The 22,897-nt window shown below is 60.1% G+C and carries 18 protein-coding genes; 3 read left to right on the top strand and 15 right to left on the bottom strand.

What is annotated here, in order from left to right; genetic code table 11:
• Positions 1–173 precede the first annotated feature (173 nt).
• Positions 174–4,352, top strand: a complete 4,179-nt coding sequence (gene rpoC / locus A7P95_RS01985) for a DNA-directed RNA polymerase subunit beta' (RefSeq protein WP_067590301.1) — start codon at positions 174–176, stop codon at positions 4,350–4,352.
• A 281-nt stretch (positions 4,353–4,633) separates the two neighbouring features.
• Here the strand turns inward: rpoC and A7P95_RS01980 are convergent, their stop codons facing one another.
• Positions 4,634–5,395: a class I SAM-dependent methyltransferase gene (locus tag A7P95_RS01980; protein ID WP_067590298.1), complete on the bottom strand. Its 762-nt coding sequence runs from the start codon at positions 5,393–5,395 to the stop codon at positions 4,634–4,636.
• A 331-nt stretch (positions 5,396–5,726) separates the two neighbouring features.
• A complete protein-coding gene (gene secA / locus A7P95_RS01975; RefSeq protein ID WP_067590295.1) occupies positions 5,727–8,471 on the bottom strand; it encodes a preprotein translocase subunit SecA in 2,745 nt (914 codons plus the stop codon).
• A gap of 284 nt (positions 8,472–8,755) precedes the next feature.
• Between secA and A7P95_RS01970 the strand changes: the two genes are divergently transcribed.
• Positions 8,756–9,232, top strand: coding sequence for a DciA family protein (locus tag A7P95_RS01970; protein ID WP_067590292.1), 477 nt, complete (start codon positions 8,756–8,758; stop codon positions 9,230–9,232).
• 306 nt (positions 9,233–9,538) lie between these two features.
• Here A7P95_RS01970 and A7P95_RS01965 read toward each other — a convergent pair whose 3' ends face one another.
• From A7P95_RS01965 to ffh, 9 genes are all read right to left on the bottom strand, one after another.
• The gene (locus tag A7P95_RS01965; protein ID WP_067590289.1) at positions 9,539–11,272 is read right to left on the bottom strand and encodes a potassium/proton antiporter; all 1,734 of its coding nucleotides are present in this window, start codon (positions 11,270–11,272) and stop codon (positions 9,539–9,541) included.
• 92 nt (positions 11,273–11,364) lie between these two features.
• Positions 11,365–11,832, bottom strand: a complete 468-nt coding sequence (locus A7P95_RS01960) for a DUF6985 domain-containing protein (protein WP_067590286.1) — start codon at positions 11,830–11,832, stop codon at positions 11,365–11,367.
• 103 nt (positions 11,833–11,935) lie between these two features.
• Positions 11,936–12,229: an H-NS histone family protein gene (locus tag A7P95_RS01955; protein ID WP_067590283.1), complete on the bottom strand. Its 294-nt coding sequence runs from the start codon at positions 12,227–12,229 to the stop codon at positions 11,936–11,938.
• A gap of 141 nt (positions 12,230–12,370) precedes the next feature.
• Positions 12,371–12,691 (bottom strand): Grx4 family monothiol glutaredoxin, encoded by a 321-nt coding sequence (gene grxD, locus A7P95_RS01950; RefSeq protein ID WP_067590280.1) that lies wholly within the window; start codon positions 12,689–12,691, stop codon positions 12,371–12,373.
• 109 nt (positions 12,692–12,800) lie between these two features.
• Positions 12,801–14,063, bottom strand: a complete 1,263-nt coding sequence (locus A7P95_RS01945; protein WP_067590277.1) for an RsmB/NOP family class I SAM-dependent RNA methyltransferase — start codon at positions 14,061–14,063, stop codon at positions 12,801–12,803.
• Between the two features lie 127 nt (positions 14,064–14,190).
• Positions 14,191–14,883: a DUF3108 domain-containing protein gene (locus A7P95_RS01940; RefSeq protein ID WP_067590274.1), complete on the bottom strand. Its 693-nt coding sequence runs from the start codon at positions 14,881–14,883 to the stop codon at positions 14,191–14,193.
• A 78-nt stretch (positions 14,884–14,961) separates the two neighbouring features.
• A complete protein-coding gene (locus A7P95_RS11460; RefSeq protein WP_156503464.1) occupies positions 14,962–15,153 on the bottom strand; it encodes a hypothetical protein in 192 nt (63 codons plus the stop codon).
• Positions 15,120–15,950 (bottom strand): RsiV family protein, encoded by an 831-nt coding sequence (locus tag A7P95_RS01935; RefSeq protein ID WP_067590271.1) that lies wholly within the window; start codon positions 15,948–15,950, stop codon positions 15,120–15,122. Before A7P95_RS01935 ends, A7P95_RS11460 begins: the two co-directional genes overlap by 34 nt.
• A gap of 177 nt (positions 15,951–16,127) precedes the next feature.
• On the bottom strand, positions 16,128–17,489 hold the full coding sequence (ffh, locus tag A7P95_RS01930; RefSeq protein WP_067590267.1) for a signal recognition particle protein: 1,362 nt from the start codon (positions 17,487–17,489) through the stop codon (positions 16,128–16,130).
• A 256-nt stretch (positions 17,490–17,745) separates the two neighbouring features.
• Between ffh and A7P95_RS01925 the strand changes: the two genes are divergently transcribed.
• Complete coding sequence (locus A7P95_RS01925) at positions 17,746–18,552, top strand: cytochrome C assembly family protein (protein WP_067590393.1); 807 nt, start codon at positions 17,746–17,748, stop codon at positions 18,550–18,552.
• A 79-nt stretch (positions 18,553–18,631) separates the two neighbouring features.
• On the opposite strand, the gene A7P95_RS01920 is transcribed toward A7P95_RS01925, so the two are convergent.
• The 4 genes from A7P95_RS01920 to orn all read right to left on the bottom strand — a co-directional run bounded on the left by A7P95_RS01920 (position 18,632) and on the right by orn (position 22,897).
• A complete protein-coding gene (locus A7P95_RS01920; protein WP_067590264.1) occupies positions 18,632–19,861 on the bottom strand; it encodes a sugar MFS transporter in 1,230 nt (409 codons plus the stop codon).
• Between the two features lie 130 nt (positions 19,862–19,991).
• Positions 19,992–21,638 carry a glucose-6-phosphate isomerase gene (pgi, locus tag A7P95_RS01915; RefSeq protein WP_067590261.1) on the bottom strand — a complete coding sequence of 549 codons (1,647 nt, stop codon included), beginning with the start codon at positions 21,636–21,638 and terminating at the stop codon, positions 19,992–19,994.
• Positions 21,639–21,646: 8 nt separating this feature from the next.
• Positions 21,647–22,036, bottom strand: a complete 390-nt coding sequence (locus A7P95_RS01910) for an energy transducer TonB (protein ID WP_067590258.1) — start codon at positions 22,034–22,036, stop codon at positions 21,647–21,649.
• 276 nt (positions 22,037–22,312) lie between these two features.
• Positions 22,313–22,897: an oligoribonuclease gene (gene orn / locus A7P95_RS01905; RefSeq protein WP_067590256.1), complete on the bottom strand. Its 585-nt coding sequence runs from the start codon at positions 22,895–22,897 to the stop codon at positions 22,313–22,315.

Here is a 22,897-nt window from a genome sequence, read left to right as displayed (position 1 = left end):
GGTAGCCTCTGAGGCTACCTGAAAATGGCCGAGGCTGGTTTGGGCACGCGATATTTCATCCGCCGAAGCAGCCCGGCAATCTTCCCGCCAAACTGCTATTCCATATTTTTCAGGTAGCCTGAGGCTACCTGAAACAGAGTGAGCAAAATATAAAATCCTGATTAGGAGCAAAAATGAATTTGTCGAACTTGTTTAACCCCCTGCAAGCCGCAGGCATGGAAGAAGAATTCGATGCCATCAAGATCGGCATCGCCTCGCCGGACACCATCCGCTCTTGGTCTTACGGCGAAGTGAAAAAGCCGGAAACCATCAACTACCGTACCTTCAAACCTGAGCGCGACGGCCTCTTCTGCGCCAAAATTTTCGGCCCGGTGAAAGACTACGAATGCTTGTGCGGCAAGTATAAGCGCTTGAAGTTTAAAGGCGTGACCTGCGAAAAATGCGGTGTGGAAGTTACCCTGTCCAAAGTGCGCCGCGAGCGCATGGGGCACATCGAGCTGGCCGCGCCCGTGGCCCACATCTGGTTCTTGAAATCACTGCCCTCCCGCCTCGGCATGGTGCTGGACATGACCCTGCGCGACATCGAGCGCGTATTGTATTTCGAAGCCTTCGTGGTAACCGACCCCGGCATGACCCCGCTGCAACGTCGCCAGCTGCTCACCGAAGAAGACTACTACGCCAAGCTGGATGAATACGGTGAAGATTTCGACGCCAAAATGGGTGCCGAAGGCATCCGCGAGCTGCTGCGTTCGCTGGACGTGCCTGCCGAAATCGAGATTTTGCGCCAAGAGTTGGAAAGTACCGGCTCCGAAACTAAAATCAAAAAGTTGGCCAAGCGTTTGAAAGTATTGGAAGCCTTCCACCGTTCCGGCATGAAGCTGGAGTGGATGATTATGGATGTGCTGCCCGTGTTGCCGCCCGATTTGCGTCCGCTGGTGCCTCTGGACGGTGGCCGCTTCGCCACTTCCGATTTGAACGACCTGTACCGCCGCGTCATCAACCGCAACAACCGCCTGAAACGCCTGCTGGAGCTGCATGCGCCCGACATCATCGTGCGCAATGAGAAACGCATGCTGCAAGAAGCCGTGGACAGTCTGTTGGACAACGGCCGCCGCGGCAAAGCGATGACCGGCGCCAACAAACGCCCGCTGAAATCCTTGGCCGACATGATTAAAGGCAAAGGCGGCCGTTTCCGCCAAAACCTGCTGGGCAAACGCGTGGACTACTCCGGCCGTTCCGTGATTACCGTTGGCCCCTACCTGCGCTTGCACCAGTGCGGCCTGCCGAAGAAAATGGCGCTGGAGCTGTTCAAACCGTTTATTTTCCACAAGCTGGAAGTGCGCGGTTTGGCTGCTACCATCAAAGCCGCCAAGAAACTGGTGGAGCAGGAAGTGCCGGAAGTGTGGGACATCTTGGAAGAAGTGATCCGCGAACATCCGATCATGCTCAACCGTGCGCCGACGCTGCACCGCTTGGGTATCCAAGCCTTCGAGCCGATTCTGATCGAAGGCAAGGCCATCCAGCTGCATCCTTTGGTGTGCGCTGCGTTTAACGCCGACTTCGACGGTGACCAAATGGCCGTGCACGTGCCGTTGAGCCTGGAAGCGCAGATGGAAGCCCGCACCCTGATGCTGGCCTCCAACAACGTGCTCTCGCCTGCCAACGGCGAGCCGATTATCGTGCCCTCGCAGGACATCGTATTGGGTCTGTACTACATGACCCGCGACAAAATCAACGGCAAAGGCGAAGGCAGCCTGTTCTCCGACGTAAAAGAAGTGCACCGCGCTTATTACACCAAACAGGTGGAGCTCGGCACCAAGATTACCGTGCGCCTGCAAGAATGGGAGAAAAACGACCAAGACGAGTTTGAGCCGGTAACCAAGCGCTACGAAACCACCGTCGGCCGTGCGTTGCTCTCCGAAATCCTGCCCAAAGGCCTGCCGTTTGAATACATCAACAAGGCGCTGAAGAAAAAAGAAATTTCCCGCCTGATTAACGCCTCGTTCCGCCTGTGCGGCCTGCGCGACACGGTGATTTTCGCCGACCACCTGATGTACACCGGCTTCAGCTTCGCGGCCAAAGGCGGCATCTCCATCTGCGTGGACGACATGGAAGTGCCGAAAGAAAAAGCCAAGCTCTTGTCTGAAGCACAGAAAGAAGTGAAGGAAATCGAAGACCAATACCGCCAAGGTTTGGTGACCAACGGCGAGCGCTACAACAAAGTGGTGGATATTTGGGGTCGTGCCGGCGATAAGATTGCCAAAGCGATGATGGACAATCTTTCCAAACAGAAGGTGATCGACTGCGAAGGCAAGGAAGTGGATCAGGAGTCGTTCAACTCCATCTACATGATGGCCGACTCCGGCGCCCGCGGTTCCGCCGCCCAAATTAAGCAGCTTTCCGGTATGCGCGGCCTGATGGCCAAGCCGGACGGCTCGATTATCGAAACGCCGATTACCTCCAACTTCCGCGAAGGCCTCACCGTATTGCAATACTTTATCGCCACCCACGGTGCGCGCAAAGGTTTGGCCGATACCGCGCTGAAAACCGCCAACTCAGGCTACCTGACCCGCCGTTTGGTAGACGTTACCCAAGATTTGGTGGTGGTGGAAGACGATTGCGGCACCAGCGACGGCTTCGTGATGAAGGCTGTGGTACAGGGCGGCGACGTGATTGAAGCCCTGCGCGACCGCATTTTGGGCCGAGTTACCGCGCAAGACGTGGTGGATCCTTCCAGCGGCGCCACCTTGGTGGAAGCCGGTACCCTGCTCAACGAGCAGCTGGTGGATTTGATCGACCGCTCCGGCGTGGACGAAGTGAAAGTCCGCACTCCGATTACCTGTAAAACCCGCTACGGCCTGTGCGCCAAGTGCTACGGCCGCGATTTGGCACGCGGCAAACTGGTGAACACCGGCGAAGCCGTGGGTGTGATTGCCGCACAATCCATCGGCGAACCGGGTACCCAGCTGACCATGCGTACCTTCCACATCGGTGGTGCCGCCTCGCGTGCCGCCGCTGCCAGCCAGGTGGAAGCCAAATCCAATGGTACCGCCCGCTTCAGCAGCCAGATGCGTTATGTGGCCAACAATAAAGGCGAGCTGGTGGTGATTGGCCGCTCCTGCGAATTGGTGATTCACGACGAAGTGGGTCGCGAACGCGAGCGCCACAAAGTGCCCTACGGCGCCACCTTGCTGGTGCAGGACGGCTCTGCGGTGAAAGCCGGCCAAACCCTGGCCACCTGGGATCCGCACACCCGCCCGATGATTACCGAATACGCCGGCCGCGTGCGCTTTGAAAACGTGGAAGAAGGCGTAACCGTTACCCGTCAAACCGACGAAATCACCGGCCTTTCCACTTTGGTGGTGATCGACGGCAAACGCCGCTCCAGCAGCAGCAAACTGCTGCGCCCGACCGTGAAACTGCTGGACGAAAACGGCGAAGAAGTCACCGTGCCCGGCACCGAAACGCCAGTATCCATGGCCTTCCCCGTGGGCGCGGTGATTACCGTGCGCGAAGATCAGGAAGTGGGCAAGGGCGACGTGCTGGCGCGTATCCCGCAGGCTTCTTCCAAAACCCGCGACATCACCGGCGGTCTGCCGCGCGTGGCCGAGCTGTTTGAAGCCCGCGTGCCCAAAGACGCCGGCATGCTGGCCGAAGTAACCGGCACCGTCTCCTTCGGTAAAGAAACCAAGGGCAAACAGCGCCTGGTGATCACCGATTTGGAAGGTGCGGCACACGAAACCCTGATTTCCAAAGAGAAACAGATTTTGGTGCACGACGGCCAAGTGGTGAACCGCGGCGAGATTATCGTGGACGGCTCGGTGGATCCGCACGACATCCTGCGCCTGCAAGGCATTGAAGCCCTGGCGCGCTACATCGTGCAGGAAGTGCAGGAAGTGTACCGCTTGCAAGGCGTGCGCATTTCCGACAAGCACATCGAAGTGATCATCCGCCAGATGCTGCGCCGCGTGAACATTGCCGACCCCGGCGAAACCGGCTTCATCACCGGCGAGCAAGTGGAACGCGGCGACGTGATGCAGGCCAACGAACGCGCGGCTGCCGAAGGCAAAGAGCCAGCACGCTTCGACAACATCCTGCTGGGCATCACCAAAGCCTCGCTCTCTACCGACAGCTTCATTTCCGCCGCTTCCTTCCAGGAAACCACCCGCGTGCTCACCGAAGCCGCCATCATGGGCAAGAAAGACGACCTGCGCGGCCTGAAGGAAAACGTGATTGTGGGCCGACTGATTCCCGCCGGCACCGGCTTGACCTACCACCGCAGCCGCCGCGCGCAGTGGCAGGCGCACCACGAGGCGCAGGTAAACGAAAAGGTGGACGAAGCCGCCGAATAAGGCTTGAGGCTACCTGAAAATAAAAGGCTGAAACCGCATGGCAGGTTTCGGCCTTTTGTTTTCAGGTAGCCGCATGGCTGGCGGGATGGGTGGCACACAGCAGGTGGTGTGTAGCGGGCTAAAGGCTGCCTGAAAGCGTGGCGCGGCAAAATTTCTGCAGCGCCAAAGTTTTCAGGTAGCCTTTTCTTGAGTTGAGGCTACCTGAAAACGATACATGCTTGTTTTCAATAAGGTTGAAGCCGTATTTTCAGGTAGCCTTTTGTTTGGAATCCGGCAGGCGTTTAGGCGGGCTTGCGGCTGCACACGGCGATAAAGCCCAGGCTTTGCGCGGGGTCGTTGAAGGTGCAGTACATGCACTTGAAGGTGGCGCGGTTTTCGGCTTTGAGTGCGTTTTTGAGGATGTGCAGGGTGCGGCGCCAGCCTTCGTCGTGCAGTAGGCCGGCGGGGGAGAGCAGGGTCATGCCGCCGCTGAGGGTGGTGATGTCGGCAAAGCCGCCTTGGCGGAACAGCTCCGTCCAGGCGCTTTCGGTGAGCGGGGTAACTTTAACTTGGATGGTGTCGCGCAGGCGCTGGACGGCGGCTTCGGTGTCGTGCGTGCTGACGACGACGTCGTGGGTGAGCAGCACGCCGCCGGGTTTGAGCACGCGGAAGTATTCGGCCACGGCCATTTGTTTGTTGGCGAGCGGGAGCATGGTGAGCATGGCTTCGTTGATGACGATGTCGAAGCTGTTGTCGGGGAAGGGCAGAGCGGTGGCGTTGGCGTGCTGCACTTGCACGAGCTGCTCCAGGCCGGCGGCGGCGATGTTCTGCCGGGCTTTGGCCAGGGCGTTTTCGTCTAAATCGACGCCGGTGATATGGCAGCCGAAGCGTTGGGCGAGGCCGACGGTGGTGGTGCCCATGTTGCAGGCTACTTCGAGCACGCGGCTGTCGGGGGTGAAGCGGGCTTGGCTGATGAGCCAGTCGGTGGCGCGGCGGCCGCCGGGGCGCAAGCGGGTTTTGCCGAGGCGGGCGAGGAAGTGGTGGCCGGTTTGGTCTTTGGACATGATGCTCTCCTGTGTGGTGTGGACGGGGTTGCCGGAGAGGCTACCTGAAAATAGGCGCAGGCGGCTTGCTGCGGCAGCGGGGAAGGCTTGGAGAGTGGTTTGAAGCGCCGGATGATTATTAGTGTGCGAAAGGGCGGCGCTGATGGGCGTTTATACTGGAAAAGGGCGGGGGCGGCAAGCGGGTGCTGGAGGCTACCTGAAAAAAGGTGGCTTTGGGAGGAGGATATTTTCAGGTAGCCTATACGCGTTGGTTTGGGGTAAGGGAAAGGCTACCTGAAAACGGAGTTTTGGTTTTCAGGTAGCCTTTGATGCTCAGCTTAGGCCGGGCAGTTTAGTCCAGCTTGCCGTGGCATTGTTTGTAGCGCAGGCCGCTGCCGCAGGGGCAGGGGTCGTTGCGGTGTACCAGTTGGCCGCGGGCGGCAAGGGCGGCGGGGCTGAAGTCGTCGCTGGCAAATTCGGCGGCGGCTTCGGGGCTGCCGTTGGCGGCTAGGAAGGTAACATCGGGCGCGGGGGCGTGGGTTTCCTGGTAGTCCACCGGGATGGGGGCGCTTTCTTCCGCCGCGGGCTCGTTCAGCTCGAAACGCACTTGCGACAGGAGCTTGGCGGTTTCGCCGCGGATGCTCTGCCACAGGTTTTGGAACATTTCGAAGGATTCGATTTTGTATTCCTGTTTCGGATTTTTCTGGGCATAGCCGCGCAGGTGGATGCCTTGGCGCAGATAATCCATGGCGGAGAGGTGTTCGCGCCATTGGCTGTCCATCACTTGCAGGAAGATGTTGCGCTCGAATTGATGCATCAGCTCGGGGCCAACGAGGTTGGTTTTGGCGGTGTAGGCGAGGTCGGCCAGCTGCCAGGCGCGCTCTTTTACGTCTTGGTTGTCGAGCGTGGGGTCTTGCTTGAGCCATTCGGACACGGGGGCGTCGATGAGAAATTCGGCGCGCAATTGTTTTTCCAGCGCGGGCAAGTCCCATTGTTCTTCGATGCTGTCGGCGGGCATGTAGAGATCGACCAGGTTGTCTACGGCTTCGCGGCGGATTTCGGTCATCAGCTCGGAGTTGTCTTCGGTTTCCAGCACTTCGTTGCGGCGGCTGTAGATGACTTTGCGCTGGTCGTTGGCCACGTCGTCGTATTCCAGCACTTGTTTGCGGATGTCGAAGTTGCGGCCTTCCACTTTACGCTGGGCGCTTTCAATCTGGCGGGTGAGCAGGTTGGCTTCGATCGGGATGCCGCGTTCGGGGGCGAGCTTGTCCAGCAGGGCAGCGTGGCGGTCGAGGGCGAACAGGCGCAGCAGCGGGTCTTCAAACGAGAGGTAGAAGCGGCTGGAGCCGATGTCGCCCTGGCGGCCGGCGCGACCGCGCAGCTGGTTGTCGATACGGCGGCTTTCGTGCCGCTCGGTGCCGACGATGTGCAGGCCGCCGGCGGCAATCACGCGGTCGTGCTCTTCCTGCCAGCCGTCTTCCAGCGCTTTGATGCGCTGTTCTTTTTCTTCTTCGCTCAAATCGGGGTTGTTGCGGATGATGTGGCTGAGGTGTTTCACGTTGCCGCCGAGCACGATGTCGGTGCCGCGGCCGGCCATATTGGTGGCCACGGTAATCATGCCGGTTTTGCCGGCCTGCGCCACGATGTCGGCTTCGCGGGCGTGTTCTTTGGCGTTCAGCACGTTGTGCGCCAAGCCGGCGCGGGAGAGCAGGTTGGACACCAGCTCGGAGTTTTCGATGCTGGTGGTGCCCACGAGGATGGGCTGGCCTTTGGCATGGCGCTCTTTGATGTCGGCCACCACGGCTTCGTATTTTTCTTCGGCGGTGCGGAACACTTGGTCGTTGTGGTCTTTGCGGATCATCGGCCGGTTGGTGGGGATGATCACGGTTTCGAGGCCGTAGATGCTTTGGAACTCGTAGGCTTCGGTGTCGGCTGTGCCGGTCATGCCGGAGAGTTTGCTGTAGAGGCGGAAGTAGTTTTGGAAGGTGATGGAGGCCAGGGTTTGGTTTTCTTTGCGGATTTCCACGCCTTCTTTGGCTTCCACGGCCTGATGCAGGCCTTCCGACCAGCGGCGGCCGGTCATCAGGCGGCCGGTGAATTCGTCCACAATCACGATTTCGCCGTCTTGCACCACGTAGTGTTCGTCTAAGTTAAACAGGCTGTGGGCGCGCAGGGCGGCCATCAGGTGGTGCATGAGCGCGATGTTGGCGGCGGAATACAGCGATTCGCCTTCTTTGAGCAGGCCCATGCGGGTGAGGATTTGTTCGGCGTGTTCGTGGCCGGCTTCGCTGAGCAATACGGTGCGGTTTTTCTCGTCTACCCAGTAGTCGCCTTCGCTGTCTTCTTTTTCCTGGCGGGTGAGCTGGGCGGGCACTTTGTTCATGATCAGATAGAGATCAGTGTTGTCGTCGGCCTGGCCGGAGATGATGAGCGGAGTGCGGGCTTCGTCGATGAGGATGGAGTCCACTTCGTCCACCACGGCGAAGTTCAGCTCGCGCTGCACTTTGTCGCCCAGCTGGTGCACCATGTTGTCGCGCAGGTAGTCGAAGCCGAATTCGTTGTTGGTGCCGTAGGTGATGTCGGCGCCGTAGGCTTCGTGCTTGGCGTCTTGATCCATATTGGCCACGATCACGCCCACTTTCATGCCAAGGAAGTTGTAGAGCGGGCTGAGGATTTTGGCATCGCGCGAGGCGAGGTAGTCGTTTACCGTGACCACGTGCACGCCTTTGCCGGAGAGCGCGTTGAGATACACGGCCAGCGTGGCCACCAGGGTTTTGCCTTCGCCGGTGCGCATTTCGGCGATTTTGCCTTGGTGCAGCACCATGCCGCCGATGAGCTGTACGTCGAAATGGCGCATGCCGAGGGTGCGGCGGGAGGCTTCGCGGCACACGGCAAAGGCTTCTTCCAAAATGCCGTCGAGGGTTTCGCCCTGGGCCAGCCGCTGTTTGAATTCGTCGGTTTTGGCTTGCAGTGCGGCATCGTCGAGCGCTTGGATGGCGCCTTCCATGCCGTTGATGCGTGCCACGGATTTGCGGTATTGTTTCAGAAGCCGGTCGTTGCGGCTGCCGAACACTTTTTTGGCCAGTGAAGTAATCATAAAATATTTAATCCCTTAAGCGGTATTGCCGTTGCCGGTAGTAGAATAGTGGGCATACAAAATAAAAAGAGCCTTGCTACGCCGTTTTATTTTGGATGAACATAACGGGCAATTTTAGCATAATCAAACCCGTTCGCGCTGGTAATATGGCCTGCTTGGGCGGGATTTCAAGCGCGGCGGGCGGGGTTTTTTGCCGGGAGCGGGCCGGACGGCCTGGCGATTGGTTTCGGCCGGGCTTTTGTTGAGCCGTTGATGGTTTGTTTTCTTTTTTCAGGTAGCCTTTTATGTCTGAACTCGACCGCCTTAATCTGGAGCGACACAGCCGCCACGGCCGCGATAATTTGAGCCGCGGTGATGCGGTGCTGCACGATTTGATTGTGCGGGCGGAAAGCTGGCGGCATACGGCGCAAGCGCTGGAGGCGCGGCTGCCGGCCAAGCTGCGCGGCTGTTGCCGGGCGGTGCGGGTGCGCGAGGGGGTGCTGGTGTGGTATGCGGATAACAATATGGCGGCGGCGCGACTGCGGATGCTCTCGCCTAGTTTGCTGGGGGCTTGGCAGGCGGTGTGCCCGGAGGCGCGGCAAGTGCAGGTGAAGGTGAGCCCGAGGGAGCAGGAGCGGGAGCCGGTGAAACAGGCGCATTTGAGCCGGGCTGCGGCGGAAAAGTGCCGCGAAATGGCGGAGGGCTTGGCGCGGCATCCGGAATTGGCTGAGGCGCTGCGGCGTTTGGCGCGGCATGCGGATGAGGATGTGGAGGAGGATTGAGGCGGGTGCTTAGGTTTGGATATTGTGGATTAACAAAAACCAGTACGGCGTTGCCTCGCCTTGCTGTACTACTTGTACTGTCTGCGGCTTCGTCGCCTTGTCCTGATTTTTGTTAATCCACTATAAGCGCTGCCTTGGCTGCGTCAAGATATCTTTTCAGGTAGCCTTTTTTAGTTGGTTTGTATTTTCAGGTAGCCTTTTGGGGTTTCAGGTAGCCTGTTGCTAAAAAGAAAACAGCATGATGATGAGTCATGCTGTTTTGAATTGGAGGCTACCTGAAAAATGGTGGGCTACCTGAAAAAGGTTTTACCCCGCTTCCGCTGAGCGCGGAATCTTCAGGCCCAGCCATTTGATGTGGCTGTGTTCGTCGAGCTCTTTCACGGTGATTTCGATGCCGCCGATGTTGATGCGGTCGCCAGCCACGGGCACGTCGCCAAAGCGCTGGCGGAACAGGGAAACCAGCTGCAGCCCGGCTTCTTCCGGCTTGGTTTGCAAGCCGTAGGCCTGCGCCAGCTCGTCGGCGCGGGCATCGGGGCGCACCACGAATTCGCCGTAAAACTGCTGCCGGCCAGGCACGTTGCCGGCAAATTGTTCGGCAAACTCTTCGCCTTTGTCTTCCGGCAGCACATACCACACCACATCGCCCGCCTGCATGCGCGTGCTCATATTGGTTTGCAGCATTTCCCCGTCGCGCACCAGGGCGAAGAAGCGGCTACCTGAAAAATCCGCACTGCGCGTCATGGCGTAGGGGTGGCTGTTTTCCGCATCGGAACCGGCTTCCACGGCAAACGACTGCATCAGCACCGGCAGCGTGCGTGTGAGCCACAGCTCGCGGCTGGCCTGCGGCTCGGGCGCGGGCGGGATGACCACGTCCAGCCGACGTGCCGCCACCGGAATGGTGGTGCCCTGCACCAAGAGCGACAAAATCACCACCGCGAAGGTAACGTCGAACAGCAGCATCGAGCCCTGCACGCCCATCATCAGCGGCATCAGCGCCAGCGTTACCGGCACCGCCCCGCGCAGCCCCACCCAGCTGATGTAGATCAGCTCGCGTTTGGCGTAGCGGAACCAGCGGATGGAAAGCCACACTGCCAGTGGCCGCGCCACCAGCATCAGAAACGCGCCGATGGCCAGCGCCTGCCAGCCGTGGTCCAGCAGCCGCGAGGGCGACACCAGCAGCCCCAACACCAAAAACAGCGCCGCCTGCGCCAGCCAGGCCAGGCCGTCCATCACATTCAGTACGTGCTCCGTGGCATTGTTGCGCGAGTTGCCGATAAGCAGCCCGGCCAGATACACCGCCAGAAAGCCGCTGCCGCCGAACATATTGCTCACCGCAAACAACATCAGCCCGCCCGAGGCAATCATCAGTGCATACAGCCCTTCCGCCAGCCGGATGCGCTTGAGGATGAAGGCCAAGAGTTTGCCCGCAGCCAGGCCGAATATCACGCCCAGCCCAAGCTGCTGCACCAGCATAATCAACACCTGCCACAGCCCCGACTGTTCCGGCTGCGCAATCAGCCCGGTAAGCGCCGTAACCAGCAGGATGGCCATCGGGTCGTTCAGGCCGCTTTCCAGCTCCAGCGTGGCCGACACGCGCGAATTGAGCCGCACGCCGCTGTTGCGCAGCAGCGAAAACACCGCCGCCGCATCGGTGGAGCCCACGATGGCCGCCATCAGAAAGCCCAGCTTCCAATCAATGCCCAGGAAAAAGGTGGCAAACAAGCCCAGCAGCAGCACGCTGCCCGCCACGCCCGCTGTGGCCAGCACCGACGCCGGCTTGAGCGCGATGCGCACCGTGGACATCTGCGTGCGCAGGCCACCGTCGAGCAGGATGATGGCCAGCGCCAGCTGCCCCACCAGCGCGGCGGCGGTGTAGTTGTTGAAACGGATGCCGCCGATGCCTTCCTCGCCCGCCAGCATGCCCACGCCGAGGAACACCAGCAGCAGCGGCATGCCGAGCCGCGCCGACATACGTGTGGCCACCACGCTCACAAACAGCAGCGAAGCCATAATCAGAAACAGGGTGTTGAACTGTTCCATGCGGGAATCCTTATGGGTGAAACGTTGCGGGGGAAATGCCGAATGGCAGCAATTTTGTTGCCAAAGCAGGCGGGAAAGAGGCTACCTGAAAATTATTCGCTGCCGATGCCGTCGAATTCGGTACCGTTTTTTAAATAAATTTGAATGCCGCAATCTTCTAAGCCGCCGATCAGCCAGCCTATCGACAGCAGCATATCGGTGCCGTTGCCGTAATAGCTGCGTTTATCGTTTGGGTTGTCCAGCATGATGGTTTCGGGGTTGAGGAATTGCCATATGTTTGCGGCAGTGATTTCGGGCAAATCGGGCATATCCCACTCGCCGCTGTTCAAATAGGCTGCCAATTCATCGCATATCCGGCCCGACATTTCATTGCGGTTTTGGTAAAAATTCTGCAACACATTTTGCTGGGCTGCCGTTGGGCCGTTTAATTCGCCATAAATGATCACATTAAAATCATCTTGCCCCAATTCGGGTATCCCCCATCGGCCTTCCCAAATTTTGCGCTGCCCTTGCATGGTTAATTGGCCGATAAGGGGGAAATCGATGGTGTGTTTCAGCATAGGTGTTTGATGGGGTGATGAGGTGAAGATTGCTGGAAAAAGGCTACCTGAAAATAATTGCTTTGATTTTTCAGGTAGCCTTTTGCGGATAGGATGCTCCGGATTACACTAGGAATTTCTTGATGTCGATGCCCTTTTCCTGGGCTTCCACAATCCATTTCGGCCGTTTGCCCACGCCGCCCCAAGTGGCGCCGGTTTGCGGGTTGCGGTATTGCGGGCGGCTCTGCTTTTCTTTCAGGCCAGCTTCTACATCGCTCAGGCTGATATCGAAGGTTTGCATCAGGGAAACGATTTGGTTGACTTTTTTCTTCTTCTCGGAAGCCAGGCGGCGCTGGATGCGGTCTTCCAAGGCTTTTTTCTGTTCTAAAAGTTGATCGAGGGTTTCACGGCTTGCCATGATTTTTCCTTTGCTGAAGGTTGTTGGAACAAATGTGCGGCCGATTATACGGAATATGGCTTTTTTATGGAAGAAAATAATCAGCCCGCCACGGCTTTTTTATGCGCTGCGGCGGGCTGGTTTGTTTTCGGGAAACGGCGCTTAGGCTTGCAGCAAGGCTTGCAGCAAGGCTTGCAGCTCGCCGGCTTCGTACATTTCCATCATGATGTCGGAGCCGCCCACGAATTCGCCGTTTATATACAGCTGCGGAATGGTGGGCCAATCGGCATATTCTTTGATGCCTTGGCGGATTTCGGGATTTTCCAATACGTTGACGGTGAGGAAGTCGTTGCAGCCGGCGGCTTGCAGGATTTGCACGGCGCGGGAGGAGAAGCCGCATTGCGGGAATTGCTTGGTGCCTTTCATAAACAGCACCACGCGGTTGCCGCTCACGATTTGTTTGATTTCTTCTTGAATGCTCATGGTTTTCCTTTTGGGATTAAATCGGGATAAAAATAATGTGTATGCCGAACTGCAAACGGCCGGTTGAAACGGCGGGCATTATAGCGGATTTGCGGCGGCTTAATCAGCTTTATTCGGGGCGCGCCCACACGGCGGCGAAGAAGCCGTCGGTGCGGTGGGCGGCGGTATCGAGCTGGAGATAGGGGCTACCTGAAAACAGTTCGGGGCAGTCGGGCAGCAATTCGGCGGCGTTTTCCAAGCGCCAATCGGGGTGGGCGGCGCCGAAGCGTTCGGCCTGCCTTTCGTTTTCGGCGGCGAGCACGCTGCAGGTGGCATACACCAGGCGGCCGCCGGGGCGCACCAGGCGGGCGGCGGCTTCGAGGATGGCGGCCTGCTGTTTTTCCAGCTCGGCAATGCGCTCGGGCGATTGGCGGTATTTCAAATCGGGATTGCGACGCAGCGTGCCCAGCCCGGAGCAGGGTGCGTCCACCAGCACGCGGTCGGCTTTGCCGGTGAGGCGGTCGAGGCGGGGGTCGGTTTCGCTGCCGATGCGCTGCGGGCTGATGTTGGTGAGGCCGGCGCGCACCATGCGCGGTTTGAGTTTGGCGAGGCGTTTTTCGGCGATGTCGAAGGCGTAGAGGCGGCCGCTGTTGTTCATGGCGGCGCCCAGGGCGAGGGTTTTGCCGCCGGCGCCGGCGCAGAAATCCACGATGATTTCGCCGCGCCGCGCGCCGGTGAGGCGGGCGAGCAGCTGGCTGCCTTCGTCTTGCACTTCGATGCTGCCGTCGAGGAAGAGCGGGTGGCGCATGAGGGCGGATTTGTCGTGCAGGCGGATGCCCCACGGCGAATAAGGTGTGGCTTCGCAGCGGATGCCTTCGGCTTGCAGTTGGGCGAGCACTTTGTCGCGCTTGGCTTTGAGGGTGTTCACGCGCAAGTCGAGCGGGGCGGGCGTGGAGATGCTGCGGCCGAAGGCGAGGATGCGTTCGCTGCCCCAGCCTTGAGCTTGCAGTTGGGCGATGAGCCATTCGGGCAGTTCGGCGGCGGTGTTGAGCTGCGCGGCAAACTCGGTTTTGCGGGCTTTCAGGCTGCCGAGGAATTGGGCTTCGTCTTCATCGGTGCAGCCGGCGAGGGCGGAGATGCTGAGGCCGCGGCCGAGCACAAGGGCGGCAAGTGCGGCACGGCGGGACTGGCGCACGGGCTCGGGCAGGGCGCTTTGGATTTTTTGCAGGTGGCGCAGGGCGGCGAATACGGTTTCGGCGATTTCGTGCCGGTCTTGGCGGCCGAGCTTTTTGTGGTTGCGGAAATAGGCGGAAACGAGGGCGTCGGCGGGCTGCTCGAAGCCGAGGACTTGGCCGAGCAGGGTGCTGGTGTGGAGGAGTTGGGCGGGGGTCATTTGGTGTGGTTTGGGATTTCAGGTAGCCTTTGGGATGCGGGTAAGGCTACCTGAAAATTTGTGGATAAGAAACAGACAGGCTGCGGTGCAGCTTGTCTGTTGAATTTTGGGCAGCCTGAGTGCGGCTTTATTTGGCCGGCTGGATGGGTTGGCCGTCGATTTTGCCGCTGCGCAGTTTGAGCTCGTAGGTTTTGCCGTCGTCGGTGTATTTGATGCGGGCGGGGATGTTGGCAAAATCGGGGGCGAAGGCGTATTCGATGGTGTCGTCGCCGCGCTGCACGCGGAAGCGGTTGACGGGAATGCTGGCGCCGTTGATGTTGTAGCGGGCGGGGGGTAGGCGGGTCATGCCGCGCACGGGATAGACGCGTTTGCCGTTGGTGATGTGGAGGTTGGCGGGGAGCTGGCCGTTGTTGAGGGCGAGCTGCCAGGCGAGGGTGAAGAGGTCGAAGGTGGGGCCGCTGATGGGCTGGGTTTCGGTTTGGCCGGTTTTGCCGTAGGTGATGGTTTGGGCGCCGTAGTTGAAGGTGGCGCCGGCGTAGGGGCGGCCTTTGCGGGTGTCGCTGTAGCGGGCGGGCTGGAGGCGTTTGCCGGTGATGCTGCCGTTGGACGAAAAGCGCATTTTGTAGAGGGGCACGTTGATGTCGGCGCTGACGCTGTAGCGGCCGCCGTTTTGGCTGAAGTTCATCACGGCGGGCACGCCGTAGGGGCCGACGTAGTGCAGCTCGGCGTTTTGCGGGAAGGGGGTGTCGGCCACGGCGGGGGTGGCGGCGAAGGCGGCAGCGAAGAGGGCGGCTACGGCGGTGAGGCGGAGGGTGGTCATGGGCTTTCCTTTGGTTAGTCAGTTGGCTAAGGAAGGTGTGTTTCGGTTAGGCTGCGCGGCGGCGGCTTTGGGGCGGCATTATAGCCCTAAGTGCGGCGGCGGGGGCGGGCGGTTACATGGTTTGACGGGATTTTTCAGGTAGCCTGTGGCGGGGAGGAGGCTACCTGAAAAATCAAACTTTGGTTTCAGGTAGCCTTTGTGCGGCAGCGGCGCGGCGGCAACGGCCGGCTGCGGGCTTACAGTTTGGAAGACGGCTGGGGTGGTTTCCAAAGGTATTCGGGTTTGACGATGTCTTCGAGCCAGTTCCAAGACACCACTAAATTGATTTCGCCGTAGGCAAAGCCGGCAATTTCATAGGGCGGGTAGCGGAATTCGATGCCGTCGGCGGAGAAGAGGAAGTTGTCGGTGAGCTCGGGTTTGCCGGTGAGGCAGTTACATTGCTGCTGGTATTGGTCGTATGCTTCTTTCAGGCGTTCTTGCAGCTTGCTTTGCTGGCCGGGGCGGATGATGTCTTGCAGGCTGAGGGCTTGTTGTTTGCTCAAATCGACCATGAGGTATTGGCTGCTATATTGGCTGTGTGCGCCGCCGGTATAATCATCGTGGGAAACCTCGAATACGGCGGTGTGGCCGCGCTGGTAGAGGAAGTGGACTTGGTCGGTGTGGTTGTTGTATTGGCCGAGCGCGGATTTTTCTTCGGCATAAAATTGTACTCCTTCATACAAATCGTTTTGGATTTGCTGGTAGGCTTGGCGCAATTCTTCGTCGTTTTGGATGAGTATGTTTTCGGTGGAGTAGCGTAAGTATAGTTTTTGCTTGAGAAGCTGGTCGAGCCAGGCTTGGCTGGTGTCGGGCAGGGTGAGGCTGGTTTCGGCGCAGTAGTCGTCTTTTTGCACGCAGCGTTTTTGGCGGAAGAAATCGTGGGATGTGGTGGCAAGCGCGGGAGAGGTGGCTGCGGGCTGGGCAAGGCTGGCAGGAGAGGATGCGCCGGAGGCAGCATCGGGTTGGCCGGAGGGCTGGCCGCAGGCGGCGAGCAGCAGGACGGCGAGGGGAAGCAGGCGGGTGCGCATGATGGCTCTTTCTGTATGAACGGATAGGGTTTCAGGTAGCCTGATTATAGGCTGGAGGGAGTCTGTCTGAAAGTGGTGCAGGCGGGGTTATGGCTATATTTCATTGATTGGGATGATGAGACGTGAAAAGGCTACCTGAAATTTTCAGGTAGCCTTTCTTTGCTTCCTTAAAGGGTGTTAGCGCCCGGGGAACATGCCTTTCATGCCCTGCGCCATGCGCATGAGTTTGCCCATGCCTTTGCCGCCGAACATTTTCATCATTTTCTGCGACTGCTCGAACTGCTTGAGCATTTTGTTCACTTCCTGCACGCTGGTGCCCGAGCCGGCGGCAATGCGGCGTTTGCGGCTGGCTTTGAGCAGGGCGGGGTTGGCGCGCTCTTTCGGGGTCATGGAATTGATGATGGCTTCCACTTTGCCCATGGCTTTTTCGGCTTCGCCTTCGGGGATTTGCGCGGAGAGCTGCCCCATTTCGCCGGGCAGCTTGGACATGAGCGACTGGATGCCGCCCATATTGCGCATCTGCTGGATTTGGGCGCGGAAGTCGTTGAGGTCGAAGCCTTTGCCTTTGTGCAGCTTTTTGGCCATACGCTCGGCCACTTCCTGATCGATGCCTTTTTGCACGTCTTCAATCAGGGTGAGCACGTCGCCCATGCCGAGGATGCGGCCGGCGATGCGGTCGGGGTGGAAGGGCTCGATGCCGCCCACTTTCTCGCCGGTGCCGATGAATTTAATCGGCTTGCCGGTAACGTGGCGCACGGAAAGTGCCGCGCCGCCGCGCGCGTCGCCGTCCATTTTGGTGAGCACCACGCCGGTGAGCGGCAGGGCTTCGTTGAAGGCCTGAGCGGTGTTGACGGCATCTTGGCCGAGCATGGCATCGACCACAAACAGGGTTTCCACCGGGTTTACGGCTTCATGCAGCGCCTGGATTTCGGCCATCATGGCTTCGTCTACCGCCAATCGGCCGGCGGTATCGACCATCAGCACGTCGTAGAAATGCTTTTTGGCGTAATCGAGCGCGGCCTGGGCGATGGCCACGGGCTGCTGGGAAGTGTCGGAGGGGAATAAATCCACGCCCACTTGTTCGGCCAAGAGGCGCAGCTGCTCGATGGCGGCGGGGCGGTATACGTCAGCCGACACCACCAGCACTTTCTTGCGCTGCTTTTCTTTGAGCAGGCGGGCGAGCTTGCCCACGGTGGTGGTTTTACCCGCGCCCTGCAGGCCGGCCATCAGCACCACGGCGGGCGGCACGGCGGCCAGGTTCAGGCTGCTGTTTTGCGTGCCCATCAGCTCGGTGAGGGCTTGGTTTACCACGCCGATAAAAGCCTGGCCGGGGGTGAGGCTGCCGATGACTTCGTGGCCGACGGCGCGTTCTTTCACGCCGGCCATGAAGTCTTTCACCACGGGCAGCGCCACGTCGGCTTCCAAGAGCGCCATGCGCACTTCGCGCAGGGCTTCTTTGATGTTGTCTTCGGAGAGGCGCGCTTGGCCGCGCATTTTCTTGGCCCACTGGCTGAGGCGGCTGGATAGGTTGTCTAACATAGGGTTCCTTATGCCAGGCGGGCGCGGCCTTGGCTGGTGTGCCCGCCCGGCGGATAGAAAAGGGGTGGTTGGGGATGCGGCAGGGTTTGGTTTTACAGAAACTCGCTTTGCTTGCTTTCGTTGCGTTGCAGCCGGTGTTTTTCAGGTAGCCGCTATCTGCCGCAAAGTTTGCTAAAATCGCGGCATTTTACACTATGTGCGCGGCTTGCGCTTTGCTGTTTGGGCAAATGCCGCCGCCGCGTGAGACGGGATGAAAATGGCCGGATTGTTTGTGTTGCTCGGGCTGCTGTATGGCGGGCTGGGCGGCTTTGCCTGGTGGTTTGGGCGGCGAAGCGGGAGAGGGGATTACCCGCTGAAGGCGGAGCTGCTGGTGTTGGCGGCGGCGTTGCCGGCGCATGCGGTGGCGGTGTGGCAGCCACTGCTGGATGGGCGTTTTCCCAGCGGCATCGGCTATGCGCTGAGCCTGCTCACTTGGCTCACGCTGCTTTTGTATTGGTGCGGCAGTTTTTTCTATTCGCTCAAGGGGCTGCAACTGCTGCTTTATCCGGCGGCGGCGCTTTCTATGCTGGCGGCGGCGCTGTGGCCGCAGCCGGGGGCGGGCTATGCGGTGGGCAATCCGGCGTTTGCGCTGCATGTGGCTTCGGCGCTGCTTTCCTACAGTTTGTTTGGCTTGGCGGCATTGCTCTCGCTGCTGATTCTGCTGCTAAACCGCCGCCTGCGCGCGCACCGTATTTCGCCGCTGGTGTCGTTTCTGCCGCCGCTGCTGAGCTTGGAAAAGCTGATGTTTCAGAGCATGTTGGCGGGTTTTGTGCTGCTCACGGTGTCGGTGGGCGGGGGATTGCTGTTTTCGCCGGAGATTTTCGGCAAGCCGCTTTCGCTCACGCATAAGAGTGTGTTTGGGGCGCTTTCTTGGCTGGTGTATGCGGCCATCCTGCTGCTGCACCGCACCCGCCGCTGGCGCGGGCGCACGGCGGCGCTGTGGAGCTTGGTGGGCTTTGTGTGCCTGATGCTGGCTTATGTGGGCAGCAAGTTTGTGTTGCAGGTGTTGCTGCATCGGGTGTGAGCTTGGCTGTGGAAAAGGCTACCTGAAAAATCCGTTGGGGATTTTCAGGTAGCCTTTATCGTTGCCGCCGGGCTAAGCCTTAGGCTTCGTCTGCCTTATAGCCTTTGAGCGCGAAAAACAGGATATACACATAGCAGGCGGCGGGCACGAGGTAGGAAATCATCAGGCCGACGTGGTCGATGATGTAGCCCTGCGCCACGGGCACCAGCGCGCCGCCCACGATGGCGGTGGAAATGATGCCGGAGGCGGTGCCGGTGAATTTGCCCAGGCCTTTGGTGCCCAAGGAGAAAATGGTGGGGAACATGATGGAGTTGAAGAAGCCCACCAGCAAGAGCGACCACTGCGTGAGCGCGCCGCCGCCTGCGGCAATCACCGCCAGCAGCAGCAAGATGGCCATGGCGGCGTTGAAGCCGAGGTATCGGTTGGGCGCGATTTTGTTCATCAGGCCGGCGCCGATGAAGCGGCCCACCATGGCGCCGCCCCAATAGATGGAGAGATAGCCTGCGGCCTGGTCGTGGGTGAGGCCGGCGGTGTGTTCTAACACGTTCACCATCAGCGAGCCGATGGCCACTTCGGCGCCCACGTAGCAGAAAATGCCGATGGCGCCCAGCACCATGTGTTTGTATTGCCACACGCTGGTTTTGCCGTCGTGCGCGGCCTCGGTTTGCTCGGCGGCGATTTGGCGCGCATCGGGCAGCTTGATCAGCCCGATCAGCACGGAGAGCAGCACCATAAACCCGGCCAAGCCCAAGTAGGGTATTTGCACGGAGGAAATGCGTTCGGCCTGGCTGGCGGCGGCATCCACAAAAATCAGCGCGGCACCGATGGGCGGGGCCACGGTGGTGGCCAGCGAATTGAAGGCCTGAATCAGCGTGAGCATCACCGATTCTTTGCCCTGGGGCGCGAGCAGGGTAACGTAGGGGTTGCCCGCCACTTGCAGCAGCACGATGCCGGAAGCGAGGATAAACAGCGCACCCAAGAAGATGGGGTAAGACGCGCTGGCGGCGGCGGGGTAAAACAGCAGGCAGCCGAGCGCGGCAATCAGGAAGCCGCCGATGATGCCGGCCTTATAGCCCATTTTTTCCACCAGCTTGCTCATGGGGAAGGACATCACGGCATAGGCGGTGAAGAAGCAAAACTGCACCAGCATGGCCTGAGTGTAGTTGAGCTGGAAGATGGCTTTGAGGTGCGGGATGAGGACGTCGTTGAGGCAGGTGATGAAGCCCAGCATGAAAAACAGGGCGCCCACCACGGAAAGCGCGAGCGTGTTGCCGCCGGAGGGGGTGCGGGGTTGGGTGGATGCGGTCATAAGGTTCTCTTGAATTAGGGTGAGTAAGCAAACGGCGGGGATTATAGGGGTTTTTGAGAAAAAGGCTACCTGAAAATGCGGATTGCTTTGACAGGCGGTATTTCAGGTAGCCTGATTTGGCCGTGCGGGCTTACGGCTGTTTTGCCGCTGCCTGCCGGTAGCGCTCGATCAGGGCGGCGGTGGAGGCGTCGTGGCGGGCGGCGGGGGCGCCTTGCAGCTCGGGCAGGATGGTTTGCGCCAGCACTTTGCCGTATTCCACGCCCCATTGGTCGAAGGAATTGATGCCCCACACGGTGCCCTGCATAAATACTTTGTGCTCATACATGGCGAGAATCATGCCGAGGGTGTAGGGCGTGATGCGCTCCACGAGGATGGTGTTGCTGGGGCGGTTGCCGCTGAAGCTGCGCTGGCTGGCGAGGGCGGCTTGTTGGTTTTCAGGTAGCCCTTGGTGTGCCAGCTCGGCGCGGGCTTCGGCCTCTCTTTTGCCGCGCATCAGGGCTTCGGCTTGGGCGAAGGCGTTGGCCACCAGTTGGCGGTGGCGGCCGTCGTCTGTCCCTTCGCCGAGCAGGGGCACGATGAAATCCACGGGAATCACCTGCGTGCCTTGGTGGATGAGCTGGAAGAAGGCGTGCTGGCAGTTGACGCCGGCTTCGCCCCAGATGGCGGCGCCGGTGGCGCAGTCGGCGGGGCTGCCGTCGCGGCGGCAGTTTTTGCCGTTGCTTTCCATGTCGAGCTGCTGGAGGTGGGCGGGAAGGCGGCGCAGGCTGTGGCTGTAGGGGATGACGATGTGGCTGCTGCTGCCGCAGAAGTTTTGCTGCCAGATACCGATGAGGGCGAGCAGGGCGGGGATGTTGTGCCGCCACGGGGCGTGTAGGAAGTGTTCGTCCATGGCGTGGCCGCCGCGCAGAAACTCGCGGAAATTTTCGCGGCCGACGGCGCACATCACGGGTAGGCCGATGGCCGACCACACGGAATAGCGCCCGCCCACCCAGTCAAACATGGCAAACACGTTTTGCGGGGCAATGCCGAACGCGGCGGCGGCCTCCACATTGGCCGACACGGCGGCGAAATGCTGCGCGATGTCGGCTTCGTTGCGCCCGGATTGCAGAAACCAACGGCGCGCGGCTTGGGCGTTGAGCAGGGTTTCGGGGGTGCGGAAGGATTTGCTGGCGATGATGAAGAGCGTGGTGCTGGGCTCTACGCGGCGCAGGATGGCATCCAAATCGGCGCTGTCGAGATTGGCGGCGAAGTGCACGTTGAGGTTTTGCCGGTAGGGCGCGAGGGCTTGTGCCACCATGCGCGGGCCCAAGTCTGAGCCGCCGATGCCGATATTGACTACGTCGCGGATGGGCGCGCCGGTGCAGCCTAGGTGCGTGCCGTTTTGCAGGCGCTCGGCAAAGTCGAGGGCGCGGTTGAGCTCGGCATGCACTTGGGGCACGATGTTGATGTCGTCCACGAATACGGGCGGGGCGTTTTCAGGTAGCCTCAGGGCGGTGTGCAGCACGGCGCGGTGTTCGCTGAGGTTGATTTTGCCGCCGGCATACATTTGGCGGCGCAGTTCGGCGGCGCCGGATTCGTCGGCCAGGCGGCAGAGCAGATCGAGGGTGTCTTCGCCGATGCGGTTTTTGCTGTAGTCGAGCAGCAGGCCGTTTAGCTCGGCGTGCATGCGCTCGAAACGGTCGGGCTCGGCGGCGAAACGCTCGCGCAGGTGGAGGTGGGCGGTGGCGCGCTGGTGTTCGGCCAGGGCTTGCCAGGCGGGGAGGGTGGTGGGGGACATAGCGGGGTTTAGGGTTTGGGTTGGTTGGGCTGGGCGGCTTTCTGATTGCCGGTGTTGGCTGCCGGAAGGGCAAATCTAATGGTTTGGGTAATCATGGCCTCCACCGGTTGTCCGTTGCGTTTGGCGGGGGTGAAGCTGTATTGCCGGGCGGCACGTTCGGCGGAGCGGCCAAACAAGGGGTGGGTGGCGGAGAGCACCCGCACGGTTCGGACATTGCCTTGGGTGTCGATACGCATCTGCACCGTGGCGCTGCCGGTGATGCCGTCTTCTGCATACTGCGGCGGGTAAACAGGATTGGCGGAATGAATAAGGGTGGGGAGTTGGTTGGCAGGCTTGGCAGCACAACCGGCCAGCAGCAGGGCGGCGCAGGCGAGGGCGGCGAGGGGTTTGCGGTTCATGGGTTTCCTTGGGCGGGTTGGTTGGGCGGAGAGGCTACCTGAAAAAATTTAGCTCCGCTGCGTTGCGTTTTCAGGTAGCCTGAAGCCCGGGCAATATTTTGTTGTTTCGTAGTGGCGGATTTCATATCTGCCGTTGGCTTGGTTGCGGGCAGCGGGTGTGAGATCCGCTGCTACGGTTGGCTGAATCCTGGTTTACCAGCATTTCAGCCGGTTGTTTGCTGCATGAAGCTGGCGCCTCGATTTCGCAGAAACTGTGTTGAAGCAGCCTCGTGTTTTTCAGGTAGCCTCTTGGTTGGTTTCGTTGGCTTCGGGCAGGCGCAGGAAGGTTTGGCGGTAGTGGCGCAGCTCTTCGATGCTTTCGAGGATGTCGTCGAGCGCTTGGTGGGCGCCTTTTTTGCTGAAGCTGCGGTAGGCGGCGGGGTGCCAGCGGCGGGCGAGCTCTTTGAGGGTGGATACGTCGAGGTTGCGGTAGTGGAACCAGGCTTCGAGGCGGGGCATGTAGCGCAGCATGAAGCGGCGGTCTTGGTGCACGGTATTGCCGCAGAGGGGGCTGGCGCCTTGGGGCACCCAGGGGGCGATGAAGTCGAGCAGGCGCTGCTCCACTTCGGCTTCGCTGAGGGCGGATGCTTTCACGCGCTGGGTGAGGCCGGTGCGCTCGTGGGTGGCGGTGTTCCAGGCATCCATGCCGTTTAGCAGCTCGTCGCTTTGGTGGATGGCGTAGGATTCGGATTGGGCGAGGATGTTTAAATCGGCATCGGTGATGACGACGGCGGCTTCGATGATGCGGTCGTGCTCGGGGTTGAGGCCGGTCATTTCCATGTCGAGCCAGCAGAGGTTGAGCGGGTTGGGCTGTTTGGCCAT

This window comes from Eikenella longinqua, from assembly GCF_001648355.1.
GTDB classification, from domain to species: Bacteria; Pseudomonadota; Gammaproteobacteria; order Burkholderiales; family Neisseriaceae; genus Eikenella; species Eikenella longinqua.
This window is presented reverse-complemented; position numbering and strand designations above follow the sequence as displayed.

Excerpts from the sequence above, each read along its gene's own strand:
- rpoC (WP_067590301.1), top strand. The coding sequence starts at position 174 with ATGAATTTGTCGAACTTGTTTAACCCCCTGCAAGCCGCAGGCATGGAA.
- A7P95_RS01980 (WP_067590298.1), bottom strand. The coding sequence starts at position 5,395 with ATGTCCAAAGACCAAACCGGCCACCACTTCCTCGCCCGCCTCGGCAAA.
- secA (WP_067590295.1), bottom strand. The coding sequence starts at position 8,471 with ATGATTACTTCACTGGCCAAAAAAGTGTTCGGCAGCCGCAACGACCGG.
- A7P95_RS01970 (WP_067590292.1), top strand. The coding sequence starts at position 8,756 with ATGTCTGAACTCGACCGCCTTAATCTGGAGCGACACAGCCGCCACGGC.
- A7P95_RS01965 (WP_067590289.1), bottom strand. The coding sequence starts at position 11,272 with ATGGAACAGTTCAACACCCTGTTTCTGATTATGGCTTCGCTGCTGTTT.
- A7P95_RS01960 (WP_067590286.1), bottom strand. The coding sequence starts at position 11,832 with ATGCTGAAACACACCATCGATTTCCCCCTTATCGGCCAATTAACCATG.
- A7P95_RS01955 (WP_067590283.1), bottom strand. The coding sequence starts at position 12,229 with ATGGCAAGCCGTGAAACCCTCGATCAACTTTTAGAACAGAAAAAAGCC.
- grxD (WP_067590280.1), bottom strand. The coding sequence starts at position 12,691 with ATGAGCATTCAAGAAGAAATCAAACAAATCGTGAGCGGCAACCGCGTG.
- A7P95_RS01945 (WP_067590277.1), bottom strand. The coding sequence starts at position 14,063 with ATGACCCCCGCCCAACTCCTCCACACCAGCACCCTGCTCGGCCAAGTC.
- A7P95_RS01940 (WP_067590274.1), bottom strand. The coding sequence starts at position 14,883 with ATGACCACCCTCCGCCTCACCGCCGTAGCCGCCCTCTTCGCTGCCGCC.
- A7P95_RS01935 (WP_067590271.1), bottom strand. The coding sequence starts at position 15,950 with ATGCGCACCCGCCTGCTTCCCCTCGCCGTCCTGCTGCTCGCCGCCTGC.
- ffh (WP_067590267.1), bottom strand. The coding sequence starts at position 17,489 with ATGTTAGACAACCTATCCAGCCGCCTCAGCCAGTGGGCCAAGAAAATG.
- A7P95_RS01925 (WP_067590393.1), top strand. The coding sequence starts at position 17,746 with ATGGCCGGATTGTTTGTGTTGCTCGGGCTGCTGTATGGCGGGCTGGGC.
- A7P95_RS01920 (WP_067590264.1), bottom strand. The coding sequence starts at position 19,861 with ATGACCGCATCCACCCAACCCCGCACCCCCTCCGGCGGCAACACGCTC.
- pgi (WP_067590261.1), bottom strand. The coding sequence starts at position 21,638 with ATGTCCCCCACCACCCTCCCCGCCTGGCAAGCCCTGGCCGAACACCAG.
- A7P95_RS01910 (WP_067590258.1), bottom strand. The coding sequence starts at position 22,036 with ATGAACCGCAAACCCCTCGCCGCCCTCGCCTGCGCCGCCCTGCTGCTG.
- orn (WP_067590256.1), bottom strand. The coding sequence starts at position 22,897 with ATGGCCAAACAGCCCAACCCGCTCAACCTCTGCTGGCTCGACATGGAA.